A 19,150-nucleotide genomic window follows, 5' to 3' on the forward strand; every position below is an offset into this window, starting at 1 on the left:
TTTATGTCGAGTAATACGGTTGCAGAATTTGCGAAAGAGCGCAACACGACCCCTGATACCTTGCTGCAGCAGCTCAAGGCCGCCGGGGTTGACAAGGCCAATGCGGCTGACGCGCTGACCGAAGGTGACAAGCAGCGCTTGCTGTCTCACCTGCAGGCAAGCCATGGCAGCGGTGCCAAGAAGATCACGCTGACCAAGAAGTCCACCAGCGAAATCAAGCAGGCGGATTCATCGGGCCGTGCCCGTACGATTCAGGTGGAAGTGCGCAAGAAGCGCACTTTCGTGAAGCGGGAAGACACTCCCGCCGAGGCTCAGGCCAATGCGGAAAGCATGGCTAAGGCTGTGCAGGAGCGTGCCGCTAGTCAAGAGCTGGTACGCCGTGAAGAAGATGCTCGCCGCGAGGCCGAGCTGTTGAGCCATCAGGAAGAACAATTGGCCAAGGAACGTCAAGAGCGCGAAGAGCGCGAGCGCCGCGAGCGCGAAGCCGAGGAACGTGCTGCAGCCTATGCAGCCGCGGAAGTCGCCAAGGTGGCTGAAGCCAAGGCGGCAAAGGAAGAAGAAAAGCGCGAGCACGCCGCAGGCGCTGCCGCACGTGCTGCGGCCCAGGCCGAGGCACGCGCCAAGGCGGAAGCCGAATCCCAGGCCAAGGCTGCTGAAGAAGCCAGCCGCGCCAAGGATCTGGATGAGCGCCGCCGCAAGGCCCTGGCCGAAGCGGAAGCCATCCGCGCCATGATGGCTGCACCCAAGAAGGTGCTGGTCGCCAAGAAGCCCGAGGAGCCCAAGAAGGCTGCTCCGGTTGCCGCCGATGCCAAGAAGCCTGTTGCCGCCAAGGATGGCAACAAGCCCGCAGGCAGCGCTGGCGCGGCCAATGCCGGCGGCGGCGCCCGTCCAGGCAAGGAAGTCAAGTCCGCCAAGCTGTCTTCGAGCTGGTCCAACGACGCCGGCAAGAAGAAGGAAATCAAGACCCGTGGCGACAGCTCCGGTGGCGTGGCTGGCCGTTCCAACTGGCGCGGTGGTCCCAAGGGCGGCCGTCGTGGCAATGATCGTCACGAGCAGCAACAGCAGCAGGCTCCCGAGTTCCGTCAGCTGGAGATTTCGGTGCCCGAGACCATCACCGTGGCCGAACTGGCTCACAAGATGGCCATCAAGGCATCCGAGGTCATCAAGGTTCTGATGAAGATGGGCCAGATGGTCACCATCAACCAGCCGCTGGACCAGGACACCGCCATGATCGTGGTGGAGGAAATGGGCCACACCGCCAAGGTGGCAGCGCTGGACGATCCCGAGGCCTTCACCGCCGAGGAAGTCTCCAACTCCGAAGCCGAGCAACTGCCGCGCGCTCCCGTGGTGACCGTCATGGGTCACGTGGACCACGGCAAGACCTCGCTGCTGGACTACATCCGTCGCACCAAGGTGGCGTCGGGCGAAGCCGGCGGCATCACTCAGCACATCGGTGCCTACCATGTGAAGACGCCTCGCGGCATCATCACCTTCCTGGACACTCCCGGTCACGAGGCCTTCACGGCCATGCGTGCTCGCGGTGCCAAGTCCACCGACATCGTGATTCTGGTGGCCGCTGCCGACGACGGCGTCATGCCCCAGACCAAGGAAGCCATCAAGCACGCCAAGGCGGCTGGTGTTCCCATCGTGGTGGCCATCACCAAGGCCGACAAGCCCGAAGCCAACCCCGATCGCGTCAAGCAGGAGCTGGTCGTGGAAGAGGTGCTGCCCGAAGAATACGGCGGCGACTCTCCCTTCGTGGCCGTGTCCTCCAAGACCGGCCAGGGCATCGACGAGCTGCTGGAGCAAGTGCTGCTGCAGGCCGAAGTGCTGGAACTCAAGGCGCCCGTGGACGCCGCTGCCAAGGGTATCGTGATCGAAGCCCAGCTGGACAAGGGTCGCGGTACCGTGGCTACGGTGCTGGTGCAGTCCGGTACGCTGAAGGTCGGCGACGTGGTGCTGGCGGGCCAGACCTATGGTCGCGTGCGAGCCATGCTCGACGAAGACGGCAAGCAGACCAAGGAAGCCGGTCCTTCCATCCCTGTAGAGATTCAGGGTCTGAACGAAGTGCCCCAGGCGGGTGACGACTTCATGGTGCTGAGCGATGAGCGCCGTGCCCGTGAAATCGCGACCTACCGCGCCGGCAAGTTCCGCAACACCAAGCTGGCCAAGCAGCAAGCTGCGAAGCTGGAAAACATGTTCGCCGAAATGTCCGCTGGCGATGTGCAGACCCTGCCCATCATCATCAAGGCCGACATGCAAGGCTCGCAGGAAGCTCTGGCAGCCTCGCTGCTCAAGCTGTCCACCGACGAGATCAAGGTTCAGCTGGTGTACTCCGGCGTGGGCGGTATCTCCGAGTCCGACGTCAACCTGGCGCTGGCTTCCAAGGCCATCATCATCGGCTTCAACGTGCGTGCGGATGCTCAGGCCCGCAAGACCGCTGAAGGCAACGATGTCGACGTTCGCTACTACAACATCATCTACGACGCCGTGGATGAAGTGAAGGCTGCGATGTCCGGCATGCTGGCTCCCGAGAAGCGCGAAGAGATCATCGGTATGGCCGAGATCCGCACCGTGTTCGTGGCAACGAAGATCGGCACCATTGCCGGCTCGTACATCACGCAAGGTCACGTCACCCGCAATGCACACTTCCGTCTGCTGCGCGACAACGTGGTCATCTACACGGGCGAGATCGAGTCGCTGCGCCGCATGAAGGACGATGTCAAGGAAGTCAAGGAAGGCTTCGAGTGCGGTATCAAGCTGCGCAACTACAACGACATCAAGGAAGGCGACGTGCTGGAAGTCTTCGAGATCAAGGAAATCGCTCGTACGCTGTAAAAGCAATAGCTGCTAGCGTGTGTTGTGCAAGGGTTTGAGGCTGAGAACGCCTTGAACTCCTTGTGCAGCAAGCGCAAATAGCTCCTTTTTTATTCATGGCAACCAAACGCAAATCTGCTGCTCCCAACCGCAGCTTCAAAGTTTCCGACCAGATCCAGCGTGATCTGTCGGAGCTGATCGCCCGCGAGTTGAAGGACCCGCGCGTCGGCATGGTCACGCTGCAAGGCGTGGAGGTGACTCCTGACTATGCCCACGCCAAGGTGTTCTTCAGCGTGCTCGTCGGCGATCCCGAAGTGACGCTGGCAGCACTCAATCAGGCCGCAGGCTTTCTGCGCAACGGCCTGTTCAAGCGTCTGCACATTCATACCGTGCCCACGCTGCATTTCGTCTACGACCGCACTACAGAGCGCGCTGCCGACATGAACGCCTTGATCGCCAAGGCTGTGGCGTCGCGCGGACCCGAACAGGAATAAGCACATGAACGCCCCTCGCACCCGGGTGCAGCGGCGCCCTGTGCATGGGGTGTTGCTGCTCGATAAACCGCTGGGCTGGTCCAGCAACGATATCTTGCAGAAGGTCAAGTGGCTGCTGCGCGCCGAAAAGGCCGGCCATACAGGCACGCTTGATCCGCTGGCCAGTGGCGTGCTGCCGCTGTGTTTCGGCGCTGCCACCAAATTCAGTCAGCTTCAGCTCGAAGCCGAGAAAACCTACGAAGCCATTGCCCGCCTGGGTCAGACCACGACCACGGCCGATGCCGAGGGCGATGTGGTGCTGGAGCGTGTCGTGGATCTGGCCGCCATCACGCCCGAGCGCCTGGCGCAGGTGCAGGCCCAGTTCACGGGCGACATCAAGCAGGTGCCGCCCATGCACAGTGCGCTGAAGAAGGACGGCAAGGCACTCTATGAATATGCCCGTGCGGGCGTGGAAGTGGAGCGCCCCGCACGAGATGTCACCATTCATGCATTGGAGCTGACTCTGGTGCAGGACGATCAGGGGCATCCGGCCGTCAAGATGAGAGTGAGCTGCAGCAAGGGCACTTACATCCGCACATTGGGCGAAGACGTGGGCGAGGCCTTGGGCTGTGGCGCCCACTTGCGTTTTCTGCGCCGTGTGGAAACCGGCGGTCTTGAGGTGTCGCGCTGCGTGACGCTGGAGGCGCTGGAAGCCATGAACGATGAAGAGCGCATCGCGCAGGTCCAGCCTGTGGATACCCTGCTGCATCGTCATGCCGTCGTCACCTTGGGTGAACAGGATGCAGGTCGCTTTCTATCAGGCTTGCGCCGTCGAGGGTCTTGGGCGGATGCCCCGGCCGTGGCGGTGTATGGTGAGCGCCCGCATGCCCTTTTAGGGGTAGGCCGTGTGGCGAGCGGGGAATTGATTCCCGAGCGCCTGCTCAGTCCGCTAGAAATTCAACAAATTTTGGAAGGAACGCCGCGTCCACAAGCAAGCGGCATTTTGGAAACATTATGAGCAAACAAATCCGCAACATTGCGATCATCGCGCACGTTGACCACGGTAAGACCACCATGGTGGACCAGCTGCTGCGCCAGTCCGGCACTTTTGCCGAGCACGAAAAAGTCGTCGACACCGTGATGGACAACCATGCCATCGAACGTGAGCGCGGCATCACCATTCTGGCCAAGAACTGTGCCGTGTCCTGGAAGGACACCCACATCAACATTCTCGACACGCCCGGTCACGCGGACTTCGGCGGCGAAGTGGAACGTGCCCTGTCCATGGTCGACGGCGTGGTGCTGCTGATCGATGCGCAGGAAGGCCCCATGCCCCAGACGCGCTTCGTGACCAAGAAGGCTCTGGCCCTGGGTCTGCGCCCCATCGTGGTGGTGAACAAGGTGGACAAGCCCGGTGCCAACCCCGACAAGGTGATCAACGCCGCTTTCGACCTGTTCGACAAGCTGGGCGCCACCGACGAGCAACTGGACTTCCCCGTGGTCTACGCCTCCGGCATCAACGGCTGGTCGTCCAAGGAAGAGGGCGAGCCCGGTGCCAAGTGGGGTGAGGACATGTCCGCCCTGTTCGACACCATCCTCGACCATGTGCCTTCCGTGCAAGGCGATGCCAGCGCTCCCCTGCAGCTGCAGGTCTCCGCTCTGGACTATTCCACCTTCGTGGGTCGTATCGGCGTGGGCCGCATCACCCAGGGCACGCTCAAGCCCGGTCAGCAAGTGGCCGTGATGGCCGGTCCTGACGGCAAGAGCTACAGCGGCAAGATCAACCAGGTGCATACCTTCCAGGGTATCGATCGCGTGCAGGCCACCGAAGCCGGTCCTTCCGAGATCGTGCTGATCAGCGGTATCGAAAACATCGGTATCGGCGAGACCGTCACCGATCCCGCCAATCCTCAGCCTCTGCCCATGCTGAAGATTGACGAGCCCACGCTGACCATGAACTTCTGCGTGAACACCTCGCCCCTGGCAGGTCGTGAAGGCAAGTTCGTGACCAGCCGCCAGATCTGGGACCGTCTGCAAAAGGAACTGCGCTCCAACGTGGCTCTGCGCGTCAAGGAAACCGACGAAGACGGTATCTTTGAAGTCTCCGGTCGTGGTGAACTGCACCTGACCATCTTGCTGGAAGAAATGCGCCGCGAAGGCTACGAGCTGGCAGTGTCCAAGCCCCGCGTCGTGATGCAGATGATCGACGGTGAAAAGCACGAGCCCATCGAGCTGGTGACTGCCGACATCGAAGAAGGCCACCAGGGCGGCGTGATGCAGGCACTGGGCGAGCGCAAGGGCGAGCTGGTGAACATGGAACCCGATGGCCGCGGTCGCGTCCGTCTGGAATACCGTATTCCTGCCCGTGGCCTGATCGGTTTCACCAACGAATTCCTGAACCTGACACGTGGTTCCGGCCTGATCGCCAATATCTTCGACAGCTACGAACCCCATAAGGGTGACATCGGCGGCCGCAAGAACGGCGTGCTGATCTCCATGGACGACGGTGAAATCTTCACCTACGCCCTGGGCAAGCTGGACGACCGTGGCCGCATGTTCGTGAAGGCCGGCGACCCCGTGTACGAAGGCATGATCATCGGCATCCACAGCCGCGACAACGATCTGGTGGTGAACGCCACACGTACTAAGCAGCTGACCAACTTCCGTGTTTCCGGCAAGGAAGACGCGATCAAGATCACGCCTCCCATCGAGCTTTCGCTGGAGTACGGCGTGGAATTCATCGAAGACGACGAGCTGCTGGAAATCACCCCCACCAGCCTGCGCGTGCGCAAGCGTCACCTGAAGGAACACGACCGCAAGCGTGCTTCGCGTGATGCGTAATTCACAGGCCTAGACTGTGAATCCAAAAAGGCCCTTCGGGGCCTTTTTTATTGCACGCTGCTGCCTGACAGTCTGCATTGCAACGGCTGCGGTATTGATTCGTCGCTGCGCGAGCCACGGGCCGAGTTGCTGCCGAGTTGCAGCAGTCAAGTGTTGCGGATGCTGACCTCACGGGGGCGGAGCGAAGTCTGGAATCCTGGTGCCGTAGGGCTGATGGAAGAGCAGGGCGATCTGCTGAGTCGCGGTAGCTTCAGAAACAAAAAACCGCATGGGAGCCATGCGGTTTTTGATAACGGCCCTGTCTCGCGCCGTTGAGAAGCAGTCGATTTACTTCTGCGTCAGAATCCAGGCCACCAGCTTCTTGGCATCGGCGTCGTTCACCTGGGGATTGGCGGGCATGGGCACGGGGCCCCACACGCCGGAGCCGCCCTTGATGACCTTGGCAGCCAGCTTGTCGGCGGCGTCCTTCTGGCCTGCATACTTGGCGGCCACATCCTTGAATGCGGGACCAACCAGCTTCTTGTCAACAGCGTGGCAGGCCATGCAGTTCTTGGACTGCGCCAGGGCCTGATCGGCCATGGCAGGGGCCACGGCAGCGGCGGAAAGGGCGAAAGCGATCAGAAATTGCTTCATCATGAGTTCCCAGGGTGCGGGGTTAAAGTTGATCTTTTAGCGCATTGTAGTGCTTGGCTTGTGTACTCTCCAGTGCACTCTGTGTTCTGGAAAATCAACAAAAAAGGGGATGTATGTATCTGTTAGGTTTGGCGATCGTGTTGTCGCTGCTCAAGCTGGCTCAGATCGGGCCTGTCGCAGGCTGGAGCTGGTGGCCTATTCTGGGCGTTTATGGCGCGGCTGCCGCCTGGTGGGCCTGGGCCGATGCTTCCGGCTATACCAAGCGCAAGGCCATGGAGAAGATGGACCAGCGCAAGAAAGAGCGTATCGAACGTCAGAAGCAGGCCATGGCACCGGGCCAGCGACGTCGTTGAGCAGTGAATCAGGCATCGTGATTGACGATGTCTTGTGATTGTTTTGCCTGACAGCCCGCCATGGGCTAGGCATCGCTGCCTTGCAGTGCTGGGCCATAATCCAAAGAATCATTTCCCGATAACGTCTTATAGCGAACCCCATGCCCGCATACCGTTCCAAAACCTCCACTGGCGGCCGCAACATGGCCGGTGCGCGCGCCCTGTGGCGTGCCACCGGCATGAAAGATGGCGATTTCGACAAGCCCATCATTGCGATTGCCAACTCCTTCACCCAGTTCGTGCCCGGCCATGTGCATCTGAAGGATCTGGGGCAACTGGTCGCGCGCGAGATCGAAAAGGCCGGCGGCGTGGCCAAGGAGTTCAACACCATCGCCGTGGACGATGGCATCGCCATGGGCCATGACGGCATGCTGTATTCGCTGCCCAGCCGCGACCTGATCGCGGACTCGGTCGAGTACATGGTCAATGCCCATTGCGCCGATGCGCTGGTGTGCATCTCCAACTGCGACAAGATCACCCCCGGCATGCTGATGGCCGCGATGCGCCTGAACATTCCGGTGATCTTTGTTTCGGGCGGCCCCATGGAAGCCGGCAAGACCAAGCTGGCCAACCCCGAAACCAAGACCATAGAGTTCAAGAAGCTGGACCTGGTGGACGCCATGGTGATCGCGGCCGATCAGCGCTATTCCGATGCCGAAGTGGCCGAGGTGGAGCGCTCCGCCTGCCCGACCTGCGGTTCCTGCTCGGGCATGTTCACCGCCAATTCGATGAACTGCCTGACCGAAGCGCTGGGCCTGTCCCTGCCCGGCAATGGCACCGTGGTGGCCACGCATGCCGACCGCGAAGAGCTGTTCCTGCGCGCCGGCCGCCGCATCGTCGAGCTGGCCCGCGACTACTACGAGAACGACAACGACAGCGTGCTGCCGCGCTCCGTGGGCTTCAAGGCCTTCGAGAACTGCATCACGCTGGACATCGCCATGGGCGGCTCCACCAATACCATCCTGCACCTGCTGGCCATCGCCCAGGAAGCGGGTATCGATTTCACCATGGCCGACATCGACCGCCTCTCGCGCGTCGTGCCCCAGCTGTGCAAGGTGGCACCCAACACGCCCAAGTACCACATCGAAGACGTGCACCGCGCTGGCGGCATCATGGCCATCCTGGGCGAGCTGGACCGCGCCGGCAAGCTGCACACCGATGTGCCCACGGTGCATGCCAAGACCATGAAGGATGCGCTGGAGCAGTGGGACGTCATGCGCACGCAGGACGAGGCCGTTCGCCACTTCTACATGGCCGGCCCGGCCGGCATTCCCACGCAGGTGGCGTTCAGCCAGAACACCCGCTGGCCCAGCCTGGACCTGGATCGTGCCGAAGGCTGCATCCGCAGCTACGAGCACGCGTTCAGCAAGGAAGGCGGCCTGGCCGTGCTGCGCGGCAACATCGCGCTGGACGGCTGCGTGGTGAAGTCCGCAGGCGTGGACGAGTCGATCCTGGTCTTCGAAGGCCCGGCCCATGTGGTCGAGTCGCAGGACGAGGCCGTGGCCAACATCCTGGCCGACAAGGTCAAGGCAGGCGATGTGGTCATCGTGCGCTACGAAGGCCCCAAGGGCGGCCCCGGCATGCAGGAAATGCTCTACCCCACCAGCTACATCAAGTCCAAGGGCCTGGGCAAGGCCTGTGCGCTGCTGACGGACGGCCGCTTCTCGGGCGGTACCTCCGGCCTGTCCATCGGTCACTGCTCTCCCGAAGCGGCAGCCGGCGGCGCGATTGGCCTGGTGCAGAACGGCGACATCATCCGCATCGACATTCCCAACCGCAGCATCAACATGCTGGTCAGCGACGAAGAGCTGGCCCGCCGCCGTGAAGCGCAGAATGCCAAGGGCTGGAAGCCTGCCCAGGCGCGTCCTCGCAAGATCTCCGCGGCCCTCAAGGCCTATGCCAAGCTGGTGACCAGCGCCGACACCGGCGCTGTGCGCGATCTGTCGCTGCTCGACGATTAAGTTACGTTTGTTTCGTCATTTCGTCAGCGCGGACTTTGCCTGCTGACGGACAATCCCACAGCCGCTCGATGCAAGTCGCGCGGCTGTTTTTATTGTCTTGCCAGAAAGTGATCTCCATGTCTTTCGCTGTTCGCCCCTCCTTCTTGTTGAAGACAGCAGGGCTGCTGGCCTTGCTGGGGGCATTGACGGCGCAGGCTGCAGAAGGGCGTTATCCGCAGCGTCCCGTGCGTCTGGTGGTCCCTTTCACGCCCGGAGGCTCCACCGATATCGTCGCGCGTCTGGTTGCCGATGCCATGCACACAACCCTGGGTCAGCCCGTGGTGGTCGACAACCGGTCCGGCGCCAGCGGCTTCATCGGGGCCGAGGCCGTGGCCAATGCGGCGCCTGACGGCTACACGATCGGCCTGGGCACCATCAGCACGCTGGTGGTCAATCCCGTCATGCTGCCGCAGTCGGCACGCATAGATCCTGCCAAGGCCTTTGTGCCGGTGGTTGCACTGGCGTCCATTCCGTCGGTGTTTTCCGTGCATCCCAATATGGGTGTGCAGAACTACGCCCAGTTCCTCACTCTTGCGCGCAGCAAGCCGGGTCAGTTCAATATCGGATCGGCCGGAATCGGCTCCATCGGGCATCTGATTGCCGAGCGCCTCAATGCCGATCTCAAGCTCAAGCTGCACCACATTCCCTACAAGGGGCAGGGGCCGGTGATCAGCGGCGCGCTGTCGGGCGAGACCCAGGTGCTCAGCGATCAATACCCTTCGTCGGCTCCGCATGTGGCTGCGGGCCGTCTGGTTCCGTTCGCCGTGGCCGCGCAGGAGCGCTTGCCGGCCCTGCCGCAGGTGCCCACGTTCAGGGAGTTGGGCCACCCTGCGCTCAACGATCTGGCCATCACCTGGTTCGGCATCGTTGCTCCGGCAGGAACACCGCAGGCCGTCGTGACCAGGCTCAACGGCGCTGCCAACGCGGCCTTGCAGGATCCTGCCGTGCAGGAGAGGTTGCAGACCATGGGCGTGAATGTATTGGGCGGCACACCGCAGCGATTGAGCACCATGATGGATGAGACCGCCAAGGTCGTGCGCCAGACCGTGCGCGAGCAGGGCCTGGCGGTGGACAAGCCGCATTGACGCTTGAAAGAGCGCCGCTGGCGCCGGATGCAGCAGGATGCCAGGTCGAGGTTTTTCGCATCAGGGGGGCTTTGAGCCGGTGAATGAGACTCTGCAGCGTTCTCGGAGCATGCAGTTTTGCAGAAACGTCATCGGCCTGCGGCACAATGCCTGACATGCTGATGTATCCGCACATTGATCCTGTAGCCGTGCAGATTGGCCCGCTGGCCGTGCACTGGTATGGCATTACCTATCTGGTGGCCTTTGGTCTGTTCCTGTTTCTGGGCACGCGCCGACTGCACCACCCTCCATTCAAATACATGACGGGCGAGCGTGCCTGGGCGCGCAAGGATGTGGAGGATATTCTCTTTCTCGGCGTGCTGGGCGTGGTCGTGGGCGGGCGCATCGGCTACTGCCTGTTCTACAAGCCCGGTTACTACCTCTCGCATCCGCTGGAGATTCTTGCCGTCTGGCAGGGCGGCATGAGCTTTCACGGCGGCCTGCTGGGCGTCATCGGCTCCATGATCTGGTTTGCGCGCTCGCGCAAGCGCAACTGGCTGGAAGTCGCAGATTTTGTGGCGCCCTGCGTGCCCACAGGGCTGGCTGCGGGCCGCATCGGCAACTTCATCAACGGCGAGCTCTGGGGGCGTTTTGCGAGTGCGGATCTGCCCTGGGCCATGGTGTTCCCGCAAAGCGGCTCCATGCTGCCGCGTCATCCCTCGCAGATCTATCAGTTCCTGATGGAAGGGCTGCTGCTGTTCATCATCCTGTGGCTTTACGCGCGCAAGGAGCGCAAGCCCGGCCAGGTCGCGGCGGTTTTTCTGATCGGTTATGGGGCCTTCCGCTTCATCGCAGAGTACTTCCGCGAGCCCGACGACTTCCTGGGCATTCTCTCGCTGGGCATGAGCATGGGGCAGTGGCTGTGCATTCCCATGATCGTGGCCGGTGTGCTCATGTGGGTGTGGTGCGGCAAGCGCCAGGCCTACGCGGTTCAGCGGACTACGGCCTGAAGGCCAAATCATGAAAAACGCAGACTTCGGTCTGCGTTTTTCATGGTGTGGTGTGCGAGGCTGAAAAACTGCACATAATGGCTGAAAGCGTTACTGCAATTGCGGTATCTGCTTCTTCAATGAGAGCATGATGGTGCTGGAACAAGGAGATGCATATGGGGTGGGCAGCCGAGTGGATTGAGCAAACCAAGCTGTGGGTGCGCGGTGCCGAGGGCGAGAAGGGCGACGCCCAGCATCGCCCGCTGGCGCAACGCCTGGAGGCCACCTTGCGTCGTGGGGAGGAGGCGCTGTCGCCACGCGAGCTGCGCCGCTTGCTGCTGGACATGCAGCAGGTGGCGGATACCGCGCTCAGCGACGTGGAGGGCGGCCGTCATGCGCAACTGCTGATGGATTGGTATGCCAAGGCCGATCTGGCCGCGCGCAAGGACTTCTGGCTGCTGGCGATCGAAAAGTTCGGCCCCGATGCCAAGGCCCTGCAGGCGGCCCGCGAGCGCTACGACAAGGCGGGCAGCGATGTGGAACGCGGCGAGGCCGAGATGAGCCTGCGCCGCGCCCTGGTTTCATCGCGCACGCGGCTGCTGCAGCGTTTTGCCCAGCCCAAGGGCGGCATGGGCTTTCTGGTCGACATGCGCGCCGAGTTGCTGGCCTTGCCCAAGGCGGAGCAGCACTATGTGGCGCTGGACGCCGAGCTGGAGCATCTGTTTTCCAGCTGGTTCGATGTGGCCTTGCTGGAGCTCAGAAGCCTGAACTGGGATTCGCCCGCATCGCTGCTCGAAAAGCTGATCAAGTACGAGGCTGTGCACGATATCCGCAGCTGGGCCGATCTGAAGAATCGCCTCGACAGCGACCGCCGCTGCTATGGGTTCTTTCACCCGCGCATGCCCAATGTGCCGCTGATCTTTGTGGAGGTGGCACTGCTGGACAAGATGGCAGGCAGCATGGCTCCGTTGCTGGACGAGGCCGCAGCGGCTGCCGATCTGGCCAAGGCCAACACCGCCATCTTCTATTCCATCAGCAACACCCAGACCGGACTCAAGGGCGTGAGCTTCGGCGATTCGCTCATCAAGCATGTGGTGGAGACGCTCACCCAGGAGTTTCCCAAGCTCAAGCAGTTCGCCACGCTGTCGCCGATTCCGGGACTGCGCAGCTGGCTGAGCAAGAACGGCGATGCGGCGCTGGCGGAGCTCGACGACAAGCAAAAGGCAGCCCTGGAGAAGGTCGCCGGCGGAGTGAGTGCCGCGCAATTGCTGGCCGCGCTGGACGATCCGGGCTCGCTGCCGGAGAAATCGGTGGTGCGTCAGGCCGCCATGTTTTGCGCCGCGCGCTATCTGGGTCGGGAAACTGCCAAGGGGCGTCCGCTGGATGCCGTGGCACGCTTTCACCTTGGCAACGGTGCGCGCGTGGAGCGCCTGAACTGGGCGGCAGACCTGTCGTCCAAGGGGCTCAAGCAATCCATGGGGCTGATGGTCAACTATCTGTATGACCTCAAGCGCCTGGACAAGCACCGCAGCCTGTTGGCGCAGAGCAAGATTCCCGTTTCCTCGGAGATCGAATCGCTGTGCAAGGGTTGAGTGCATCGCGACTCGCGCTGCGCCCGGCCTGAGCCGGCTTTTGCTGCTGCGTCTTCCAACCACAAGTCTGGCTGCGGCGATGCTGCTGACCAGGCGCGCAGAGGAGACATAGATGCAGGATTCTTGGGAAAAGAGCGTGGGTTTGCAGCGGCGCACGCTGCTGGGGGCGACGGGGGCGCTGCTGGCGGCTGGAGCATCGGGCTGGACGGGCATGGCCCAGGCATCGGAATGGCCGAGCAGGCCTGTCAATCTGATCGTGCCTTTTCCTGCCGGCGGCGGCACCGACACCTTTGCCAGGCCGTTCTCTGCCCAGTTCGCCAAGACCTCGGGCAAGACCTTGGTGATAGACAACCGCGGTGGCGCGGGCGGTACGCTGGGCGCCAGCATTGCGGCCAAGGCCGTACCCGACGGCTACAACTTCTTCATGGGCGGCACTCACCATGTGATTGCGCCATCGGTCTACCCCAAGCTCGAATACGATCTGGAGCGCGACTTCATCCCGCTGGCGCTGCTGGCCAGCGTGCCGCAAGTCGTGGTGGTCAATCCCAAGAAGGTGACGCATGCCAGCTTGCAGGCTCTTGTACAGGACCTGCGTGCCAACCCCGGCAAGTACAACTATGCCTCGGCAGGGCCGGGCTCCTCGCACCATCTGGCGGGCGAGCTGTTCAAGCTGCAGACCAAGACCCAGATCACCCATATTCCCTACAAGGGTGCGGGCCCTGCGCTGCAGGACCTGATCGCCGGCAATGTGGACATGCTGTTCGATGGCCTGGGCTCATCGGCCCAGCATATCAAGGGCGGCCGCATCAAGGCCTTGATGGTGGCGGGCGCCAAGCGCAATCCCGCCTTCCCCGATGTGCCCAGCGCGGCCGAGTGCGGCCTGCCGGACTTCACCGTCACCACCTGGTATGGACTATGGGCGCCCAAGGGCACGCCTGCCGCCGTGCAGCAGCAGATGCTGGACGAGGTGCGCAAGATCGGAGCCGCCGAGGACATCAAGGCTGCCTGGGCCAAGAACGGCGCCGATTACGGCCAGCTGAGCCAGCCGCAGTTTGCCGCCATGGTGCAAAGCGAGATCCAGCGCTGGGCCCATGTGGTCAAGGCGGCGAATGTGAAGATTGACTCCTGAGCCGGCTGGCTGCCTTGCGGGGCGCCCTTTGCCGGCGCCCCATTTTGAAGAAGTGATTTTTTCAGTGCCTGGCGCCACCGGCCAGGCCAGGGCCGGGCCTATGATGGCCGTGGACCTTTTGCTTTCACCGTTTCCGAGTTCGACAGCATCACGATGACCGACATGCCTCAAGCCAATCTTTTCAGCGCGCTGCGCGCTGCGTTTCCTGCGGATCTGACGAAAATCGCCGTGGAGGCCATCGAGCCCGATGGCTCCAGCCTCTACTACACCTGGGCCGATCTGGAGCAGGGCAGTGCACGCATGGCCAATCTGCTGGCCTCGCTGGATCTGCCCGAGGGCAGCCGCATTGCGGTGCAGGTGGAAAAGTCGGTCGAAGCCATGATGTTCTACCTGGCCACGCTGCGCAGCGGCCATGTGTTCCTGCCGCTGAACACCGCCTACCAGAGCGCCGAGATGGAGTACTTCATCACCAATGCCGAGCCGGCCGTGGTGGTGTGCGCCCCCGGCTGTTTTGGCTGGGTGTCCAAGATTGCCTTCAACCACGGCGTGGGCCATGTCTACACCCTGGGAACCGATCGCACGGGCAGCTTGCTGGAGCGTGCGGCCCACCACAGCGACGAGCATCAGGTCGTGCCACGTCGCGCCGACGATCTGGCGGCGATTCTCTACACCAGCGGCACCACGGGGCGCAGCAAGGGCGCCATGCTCAGCCACGGCAATCTGCTGAGCAATGCGGCCATGCTCAAGGTGTACTGGGGCTGGCAGGAAGGCGATGTGCTGATTCACGCGCTGCCCATCTTCCATGTGCATGGCCTGTTTGTCGCCATTCACGGGGCGCTGCTCAACGGCAGTCCCATGATCTGGTTTGCCCGCTTCGAGCCCGAGGCCGTCATGGCGCGCTTCAAGGATGCGACCGTCTTCATGGGGGTACCAACCCTTTATGTGCGCATGCTGGCCAATGCCAGGCTGGACCGCGACATGGCCGCGCACATGCGCCTCTTCATCTCGGGCTCGGCACCCATGCTGATCGAGACCTTCCGTGCCTGGAAGACGCGTACCGGTCACACCATCCTGGAGCGCTATGGCATGAGCGAGACCATCATGCTGACCTCCAACCCTTATCAGGCCGATGCGCGCTACGGCAACGAGGCCGAGCGCCGCGGCGCAACCGTGGGCTTTCCGCTGCCGGGCGTGGGTGTGCGCATTCATGGCGATGACGGCAAAGCCCTGCCCGCAGGCGAGATCGGCAATATCGAGGTGCAGGGTCCCAATGTCTTCAAGGGCTACTGGCGCATGCCCGAGAAGACGGCAGAGGAGTTCACGGCCGACGGCTGGTTCAGGACCGGCGATGTGGGCATGCAGGACGAGCGCGGCTATTTCAGCATCGTGGGGCGTAGCAAGGACTTGATCATCTCGGGCGGCTACAACGTCTATCCGGCCGAGGTGGAGGGCTTCATCAACGATTTGCCTGGCGTGGACGAAAGTGCCCTGGTGGGCGTGCCTCACCCGGACTTTGGCGAGGTCGGCGTTGCCGTCATCGTGCCGCGCAAGGGCGCGCAGCTCGATGGGCTGAAGATTCTGGAGTCGCTCAAGGCCAGGCTGGCCAATTTCAAGGTGCCCAAGCGCTGCTATGTGGTGGACAGCCTGCCGCGCAACACCATGGGCAAGGTCCAGAAGAAGCTGCTGCGCGACCAGTATCAGCAGGAGTTCTCCTGAAGCCGGTCGAAGCGGACGCCAGGCGTTGGTTTTTGGCTGCAGTATTGGTTGCGTTTCAGGCGCTTGTCTTTTGACTTGACTCCTGAAAAGTGAGCTGTTCACGCAGCTTGCAAGGCAGATTCAGCATTGAATCGATCTAAAAATAAAGCAGCTTGTACGCAAGCTGCTTTTAATTTGTGAGTGGCAAACGGCGGCCCCTGAGCGGCCTGTGTCACTGGATATCAGGGGCAAGTCCAGCAAGGGGCGCCCGGCGAGGGCCGTCCCCAGTACAGATGCCGTCCCCTCAAGGGAAGCCGCTAAGCGGCTCAGGGGGATCCGATCAGCGCAGCACCAGCACCGGCACCGGTGAGTGCGTCAGCACATGCTGGGTTTCGCTGCCCAGCAGCAGGCGCTGCAGACCCTTGCGACCGTGCGAAGCCATGACGATCAGGTCGCAATCATGCTTTTTGGCCATCTCCACAATCGACTCGGCCACCAGGTCTGAGTGGGCGATTTCGGTGGTGACATTGACCTTGCGCTCATGGCCAAAGGCTTTGACGCCGTTCAGCAGGGTCTGGGCCTGATTGGTCCATTGCTCCTCAATGCGCTTGGCTTCCTTGATGTCCAGCAAGTCGCTGCCTTCCAGATAGCTGCGCGGATAGTGCGAGACAACCTTGAGCGCAATCACGCTGGCGCCGCACAAAGCGGCCAGATCCAGGCCTGCATGCACAGCCTTGTCTGAGAGTTCGGTGCCGTCGGTAGCAATCAAAATGCGGTTGTACATAGCTTTCTCCTTAGGTTGCATGCGTTGTAAATACAAGCATATGTCGATTGGGCAGTTAACGGTTGATTAATGTCAAGGTGGGTATCATCTGGCGTCGTTACGCTTGAAACATGTCCCAACACACTACTGTCCAGCCTTCCGCGGCAGAGCATGCTGTTGCTGACACCGGTTTCCTGAACTTGTCCCAGATGCACAGTCATCTGCTGGACGATCCGCAAGAATGGAGCTCGTTTGGTCGCCCCGCCGGCCAGAGCTCCAAGGCCCCAATCTCCGAGAACGCAACCGAGTCCCCGGTGTGGGATTCCTTTGTGGTTCTGGAGGGCATGCACTGTGCTGCATGTGCGCTGACCATCGAGGAGGCGCTTCGGGCTGTCCCCGGAGTGCAGGCAGCCGAAGTCAGTGCCGCAACGCGCCGAGCCCGTGTCGAGTGGCGTCCTGCCCAGGTGCTTCCATCGCAATGGATGGAGGCCGTGTCGCGTGCCGGCTATCGCGCCCTGCCCGCGCGCGACGCGTTTGCGCGCGAGCTGCGCCAGGCCGAAACGCGCCGTGCCCTGTGGCGCTGGCTGGTGGCCGGCCTGTGCATGATGCAGGTGATGATGTATGCATGGCCAGCCTACACGGCGCGGCCCGGCGACCTGTCGCTGGAGATGGAGACCTTGCTGCGCTGGGCATCCTGGGTGATTTCTCTGCCCGTGGTGCTGTTTTGTTGCGGCCCGTTCTTCAAGAGCGCGCTCAAGGACATCACCCAGCGCCGCGTGAGCATGGACCTGCCCGTGGCCCTGGGCATGTTGATCACCTTTGTCATCAGCACGCTGGGCACTTTTGATCCCTCCGGTCCTTTCGGTCAGGAAGTCTTCTTCGACTCGCTGACCATGTTTGTCTTCTTCCTGCTCACGGGGCGCTGGCTGGAGCTGCGCCTGCGCGACCGCACGGCCGGTGCATTGGAAGCAGTGATGAACCGGCTGCCGGATTCGGTGCTGCGTGAGCAGCCGGACTCGGGAGAGTTCGAGCGTGTGGCCACGCGCCGTCTGCGTGTGGGTGATGTGGTGCGTGTGCTCACGGGCGAGGCTTTCCCCGCAGACGGCCGGATTCTGCGCGGCACCACCCATGCCGATGAGGCGCTTCTGACTGGCGAGTCCACGCCTGTTTTGCGCGCACAAGGCGATGCAGTCACCGCCGGCAGCTACAACCTGGACAGTGTTGTCGAGGTGAGAGTGGACAGCGTGGGTGAGGGCACCCGCTTTGCGCAGATCGTGAATCTGATGGAAAGCGCTTCGCTGCAAAAGCCAACACTGGCCCAGTTGGCCGACAAGGTGGCCCGGCCTTTTCTCGTCGTGGTGCTGCTGGCGGCGCTGGCTGCCGCCATCTGGTGGTGGCCCGCCGACCCGGGCAAGGCCATGATGGTGGCCGTGGCCGTGCTCATCGTCACCTGTCCCTGTGCGCTTTCGCTGGCCACGCCCGTGGCCATGCTGACGGCGGCCGGCACCCTGGCGCGCAGCGGCGTGCTGGTGCGCAATCTGCAGGGGCTGGAGGCGCTGGCCGCCGTGGATACGCTGGTGTTCGACAAGACCGGAACGCTGACGCGCGACGGCCTGGTGCTGCGCGCGCTGACACCTGCTGAAGGTCAGAACACTGATGAGCTGCTGGCGCTGGCCGCCTTGCTGGCGCGCCAGTCCATGCATCCTGCTTCCAAGGCACTGGCGCAGGCGGCCGAGGTGGCCGAATTGCCTGCCAGTGCATGGCTGCTGGATTCCGTCCAGGAAATCGCTGGCAGCGGCCTCGATGTCTGGGTGCAGGCGCGCAGCAATACCGCCTTGCGCCGCCATCTTCGTCTGGGCTCGGCCGCGCATTGCGGCGTACCCGAGTTGGCACCGCATGAGCCAGGGCAGAGCGTGGTGCTGGCCGAGGAATCGCAAGGTGGCTGGCTGCCCCTGGCGCAGTTCCATTTGAGCGAGGACGTGCGCCCCGAAGCGGCCCAGGTCATTGCCGACCTCAGGCAGCAAGGCGTGACGGTGCAACTGCTCTCGGGTGACCGCTCTGCAGCGGTGCAAACCGTGGCCGCCAAGCTGGGCATAGAGCAGGCGCAGGGCGACTGCAAACCGCAGGACAAGCTGGCCGCCATGCAGGCGGCACAGGCTGCAGGGCATAAGGTTGCCATGGTGGGCGACGGCCTGAATGACGGCCCAGTTTTAGCCGGAGCGCATGTCTCTTTTGCTTTTGGTAAAGCAGTGCCGCTGGCACAATCGCGAGCAGACTTCGTGGTACTGGGAGACAGCCTGGAGTTAGTGTTGCAAAGCCTGTTGCTGGCCCGACGGACCCTGTCCGTGGTGCGCCAGAACCTGGGCTGGGCAGCAGCCTATAACGCGATCTCTATTCCTCTGGCCCTCGTGGGCTGGATGCCTGCCTGGCTGGCAGGGCTCGGCATGGCGCTGAGCTCCTTGCTGGTCGTCGCCAACGCAGCCCGTCTTGCACGTGCGTTGCCGCTGCAGGCAGCCGATAGCAACGCGTCCGCCCCCGCGCACCTTGCGCCGCGGGGCACCGTCATGCCACTGACTCAAGGAGGCCATTGATGGACATTTTGTATGTATTGATTCCGCTGTCGGTTGTTCTGGTCATGGCCATTGTGGCTGCCCTGTGGTGGGCCGTGTACCGGGGCCAGTTCGAGAGCGTGGAACAAGAAGGCGAGCGCATTCTTCGCGACGATTGATGTGGCTCAACGAGTCCGACCAGAAACCAATGAA

Annotated in this window: 15 protein-coding genes; 13 read left to right on the forward strand and 2 right to left on the reverse strand. The window is 62.5% G+C overall.

The genetic code is table 11. The annotated features are described in order from the left end of the window. The first annotated feature begins 3 nt into the window (after positions 1-3). The 4 genes from infB to typA all read left to right on the forward strand — a co-directional run bounded on the left by infB (position 4) and on the right by typA (position 6,131). A complete protein-coding gene (gene infB / locus JAO85_RS01060) occupies positions 4-2,838 on the forward strand; it encodes a translation initiation factor IF-2 (RefSeq protein WP_012837914.1) in 2,835 nt (944 codons plus the stop codon). 95 nt (positions 2,839-2,933) lie between these two features. Next, positions 2,934-3,311, forward strand: coding sequence for a 30S ribosome-binding factor RbfA (rbfA, locus tag JAO85_RS01065; protein ID WP_003056352.1), 378 nt, complete (start codon positions 2,934-2,936; stop codon positions 3,309-3,311). Positions 3,312-3,315: 4 nt separating this feature from the next. Continuing rightward, a complete protein-coding gene (gene truB / locus JAO85_RS01070; protein WP_039048506.1) occupies positions 3,316-4,308 on the forward strand; it encodes a tRNA pseudouridine(55) synthase TruB in 993 nt (330 codons plus the stop codon). Then, entirely contained in the window at positions 4,305-6,131 is a 1,827-nt protein-coding gene (gene typA / locus JAO85_RS01075) for a translational GTPase TypA (RefSeq protein ID WP_003063151.1), read from the forward strand. Before truB ends, typA begins: the two co-directional genes overlap by 4 nt. A 327-nt stretch (positions 6,132-6,458) precedes the next feature. On the opposite strand, the gene JAO85_RS01080 is transcribed toward typA, so the two are convergent. Then, positions 6,459-6,764, reverse strand: coding sequence for a c-type cytochrome (locus tag JAO85_RS01080; protein WP_003063149.1), 306 nt, complete (start codon positions 6,762-6,764; stop codon positions 6,459-6,461). Positions 6,765-6,877: 113 nt separating this feature from the next. Between JAO85_RS01080 and JAO85_RS01085 the strand changes: the two genes are divergently transcribed. The 7 genes from JAO85_RS01085 (at position 6,878) to JAO85_RS01115 (ending at position 15,646) form a co-directional block, all read left to right on the forward strand. After that, a complete protein-coding gene (locus JAO85_RS01085) occupies positions 6,878-7,117 on the forward strand; it encodes a TIGR04438 family Trp-rich protein (RefSeq protein WP_003063147.1) in 240 nt (79 codons plus the stop codon). A 140-nt stretch (positions 7,118-7,257) separates the two neighbouring features. Next, positions 7,258-9,117, forward strand: coding sequence for a dihydroxy-acid dehydratase (gene ilvD / locus JAO85_RS01090; RefSeq protein ID WP_041744024.1), 1,860 nt, complete (start codon positions 7,258-7,260; stop codon positions 9,115-9,117). A gap of 116 nt (positions 9,118-9,233) precedes the next feature. Then, complete coding sequence (locus JAO85_RS01095) at positions 9,234-10,241, forward strand: tripartite tricarboxylate transporter substrate binding protein (protein ID WP_202787255.1); 1,008 nt, start codon at positions 9,234-9,236, stop codon at positions 10,239-10,241. A 146-nt stretch (positions 10,242-10,387) separates the two neighbouring features. After that, entirely contained in the window at positions 10,388-11,230 is an 843-nt protein-coding gene (gene lgt / locus JAO85_RS01100; protein ID WP_003080469.1) for a prolipoprotein diacylglyceryl transferase, read from the forward strand. A gap of 155 nt (positions 11,231-11,385) precedes the next feature. Beyond that, a complete protein-coding gene (locus JAO85_RS01105; RefSeq protein ID WP_012837922.1) occupies positions 11,386-12,801 on the forward strand; it encodes a malonyl-CoA decarboxylase in 1,416 nt (471 codons plus the stop codon). 112 nt (positions 12,802-12,913) lie between these two features. Next, entirely contained in the window at positions 12,914-13,930 is a 1,017-nt protein-coding gene (locus tag JAO85_RS01110) for a tripartite tricarboxylate transporter substrate binding protein (protein ID WP_034351804.1), read from the forward strand. 162 nt (positions 13,931-14,092) lie between these two features. Beyond that, positions 14,093-15,646, forward strand: a complete 1,554-nt coding sequence (locus JAO85_RS01115; RefSeq protein WP_202787499.1) for a malonyl-CoA synthase — start codon at positions 14,093-14,095, stop codon at positions 15,644-15,646. A 319-nt stretch (positions 15,647-15,965) separates the two neighbouring features. On the opposite strand, the gene JAO85_RS01120 is transcribed toward JAO85_RS01115, so the two are convergent. Further along, on the reverse strand, positions 15,966-16,409 hold the full coding sequence (locus JAO85_RS01120; RefSeq protein ID WP_003063135.1) for a universal stress protein: 444 nt from the start codon (positions 16,407-16,409) through the stop codon (positions 15,966-15,968). Between the two features lie 188 nt (positions 16,410-16,597). On the opposite strand from JAO85_RS01120, the gene JAO85_RS01125 reads away from it, so the two are divergent. Next, a complete protein-coding gene (locus JAO85_RS01125; RefSeq protein ID WP_202787500.1) occupies positions 16,598-18,979 on the forward strand; it encodes a cation-translocating P-type ATPase in 2,382 nt (793 codons plus the stop codon). Continuing rightward, positions 18,979-19,116 (forward strand): cbb3-type cytochrome oxidase assembly protein CcoS, encoded by a 138-nt coding sequence (gene ccoS, locus JAO85_RS01130; RefSeq protein WP_003056328.1) that lies wholly within the window; start codon positions 18,979-18,981, stop codon positions 19,114-19,116. Before JAO85_RS01125 ends, ccoS begins: the two co-directional genes overlap by 1 nt. Positions 19,117-19,150: the final 34 nt, after the last annotated feature.

Source organism: Comamonas sp. NyZ500 (genome assembly GCF_016772095.1).
Lineage (GTDB): Bacteria > Pseudomonadota > Gammaproteobacteria > Burkholderiales > Burkholderiaceae_C > Comamonas > Comamonas thiooxydans.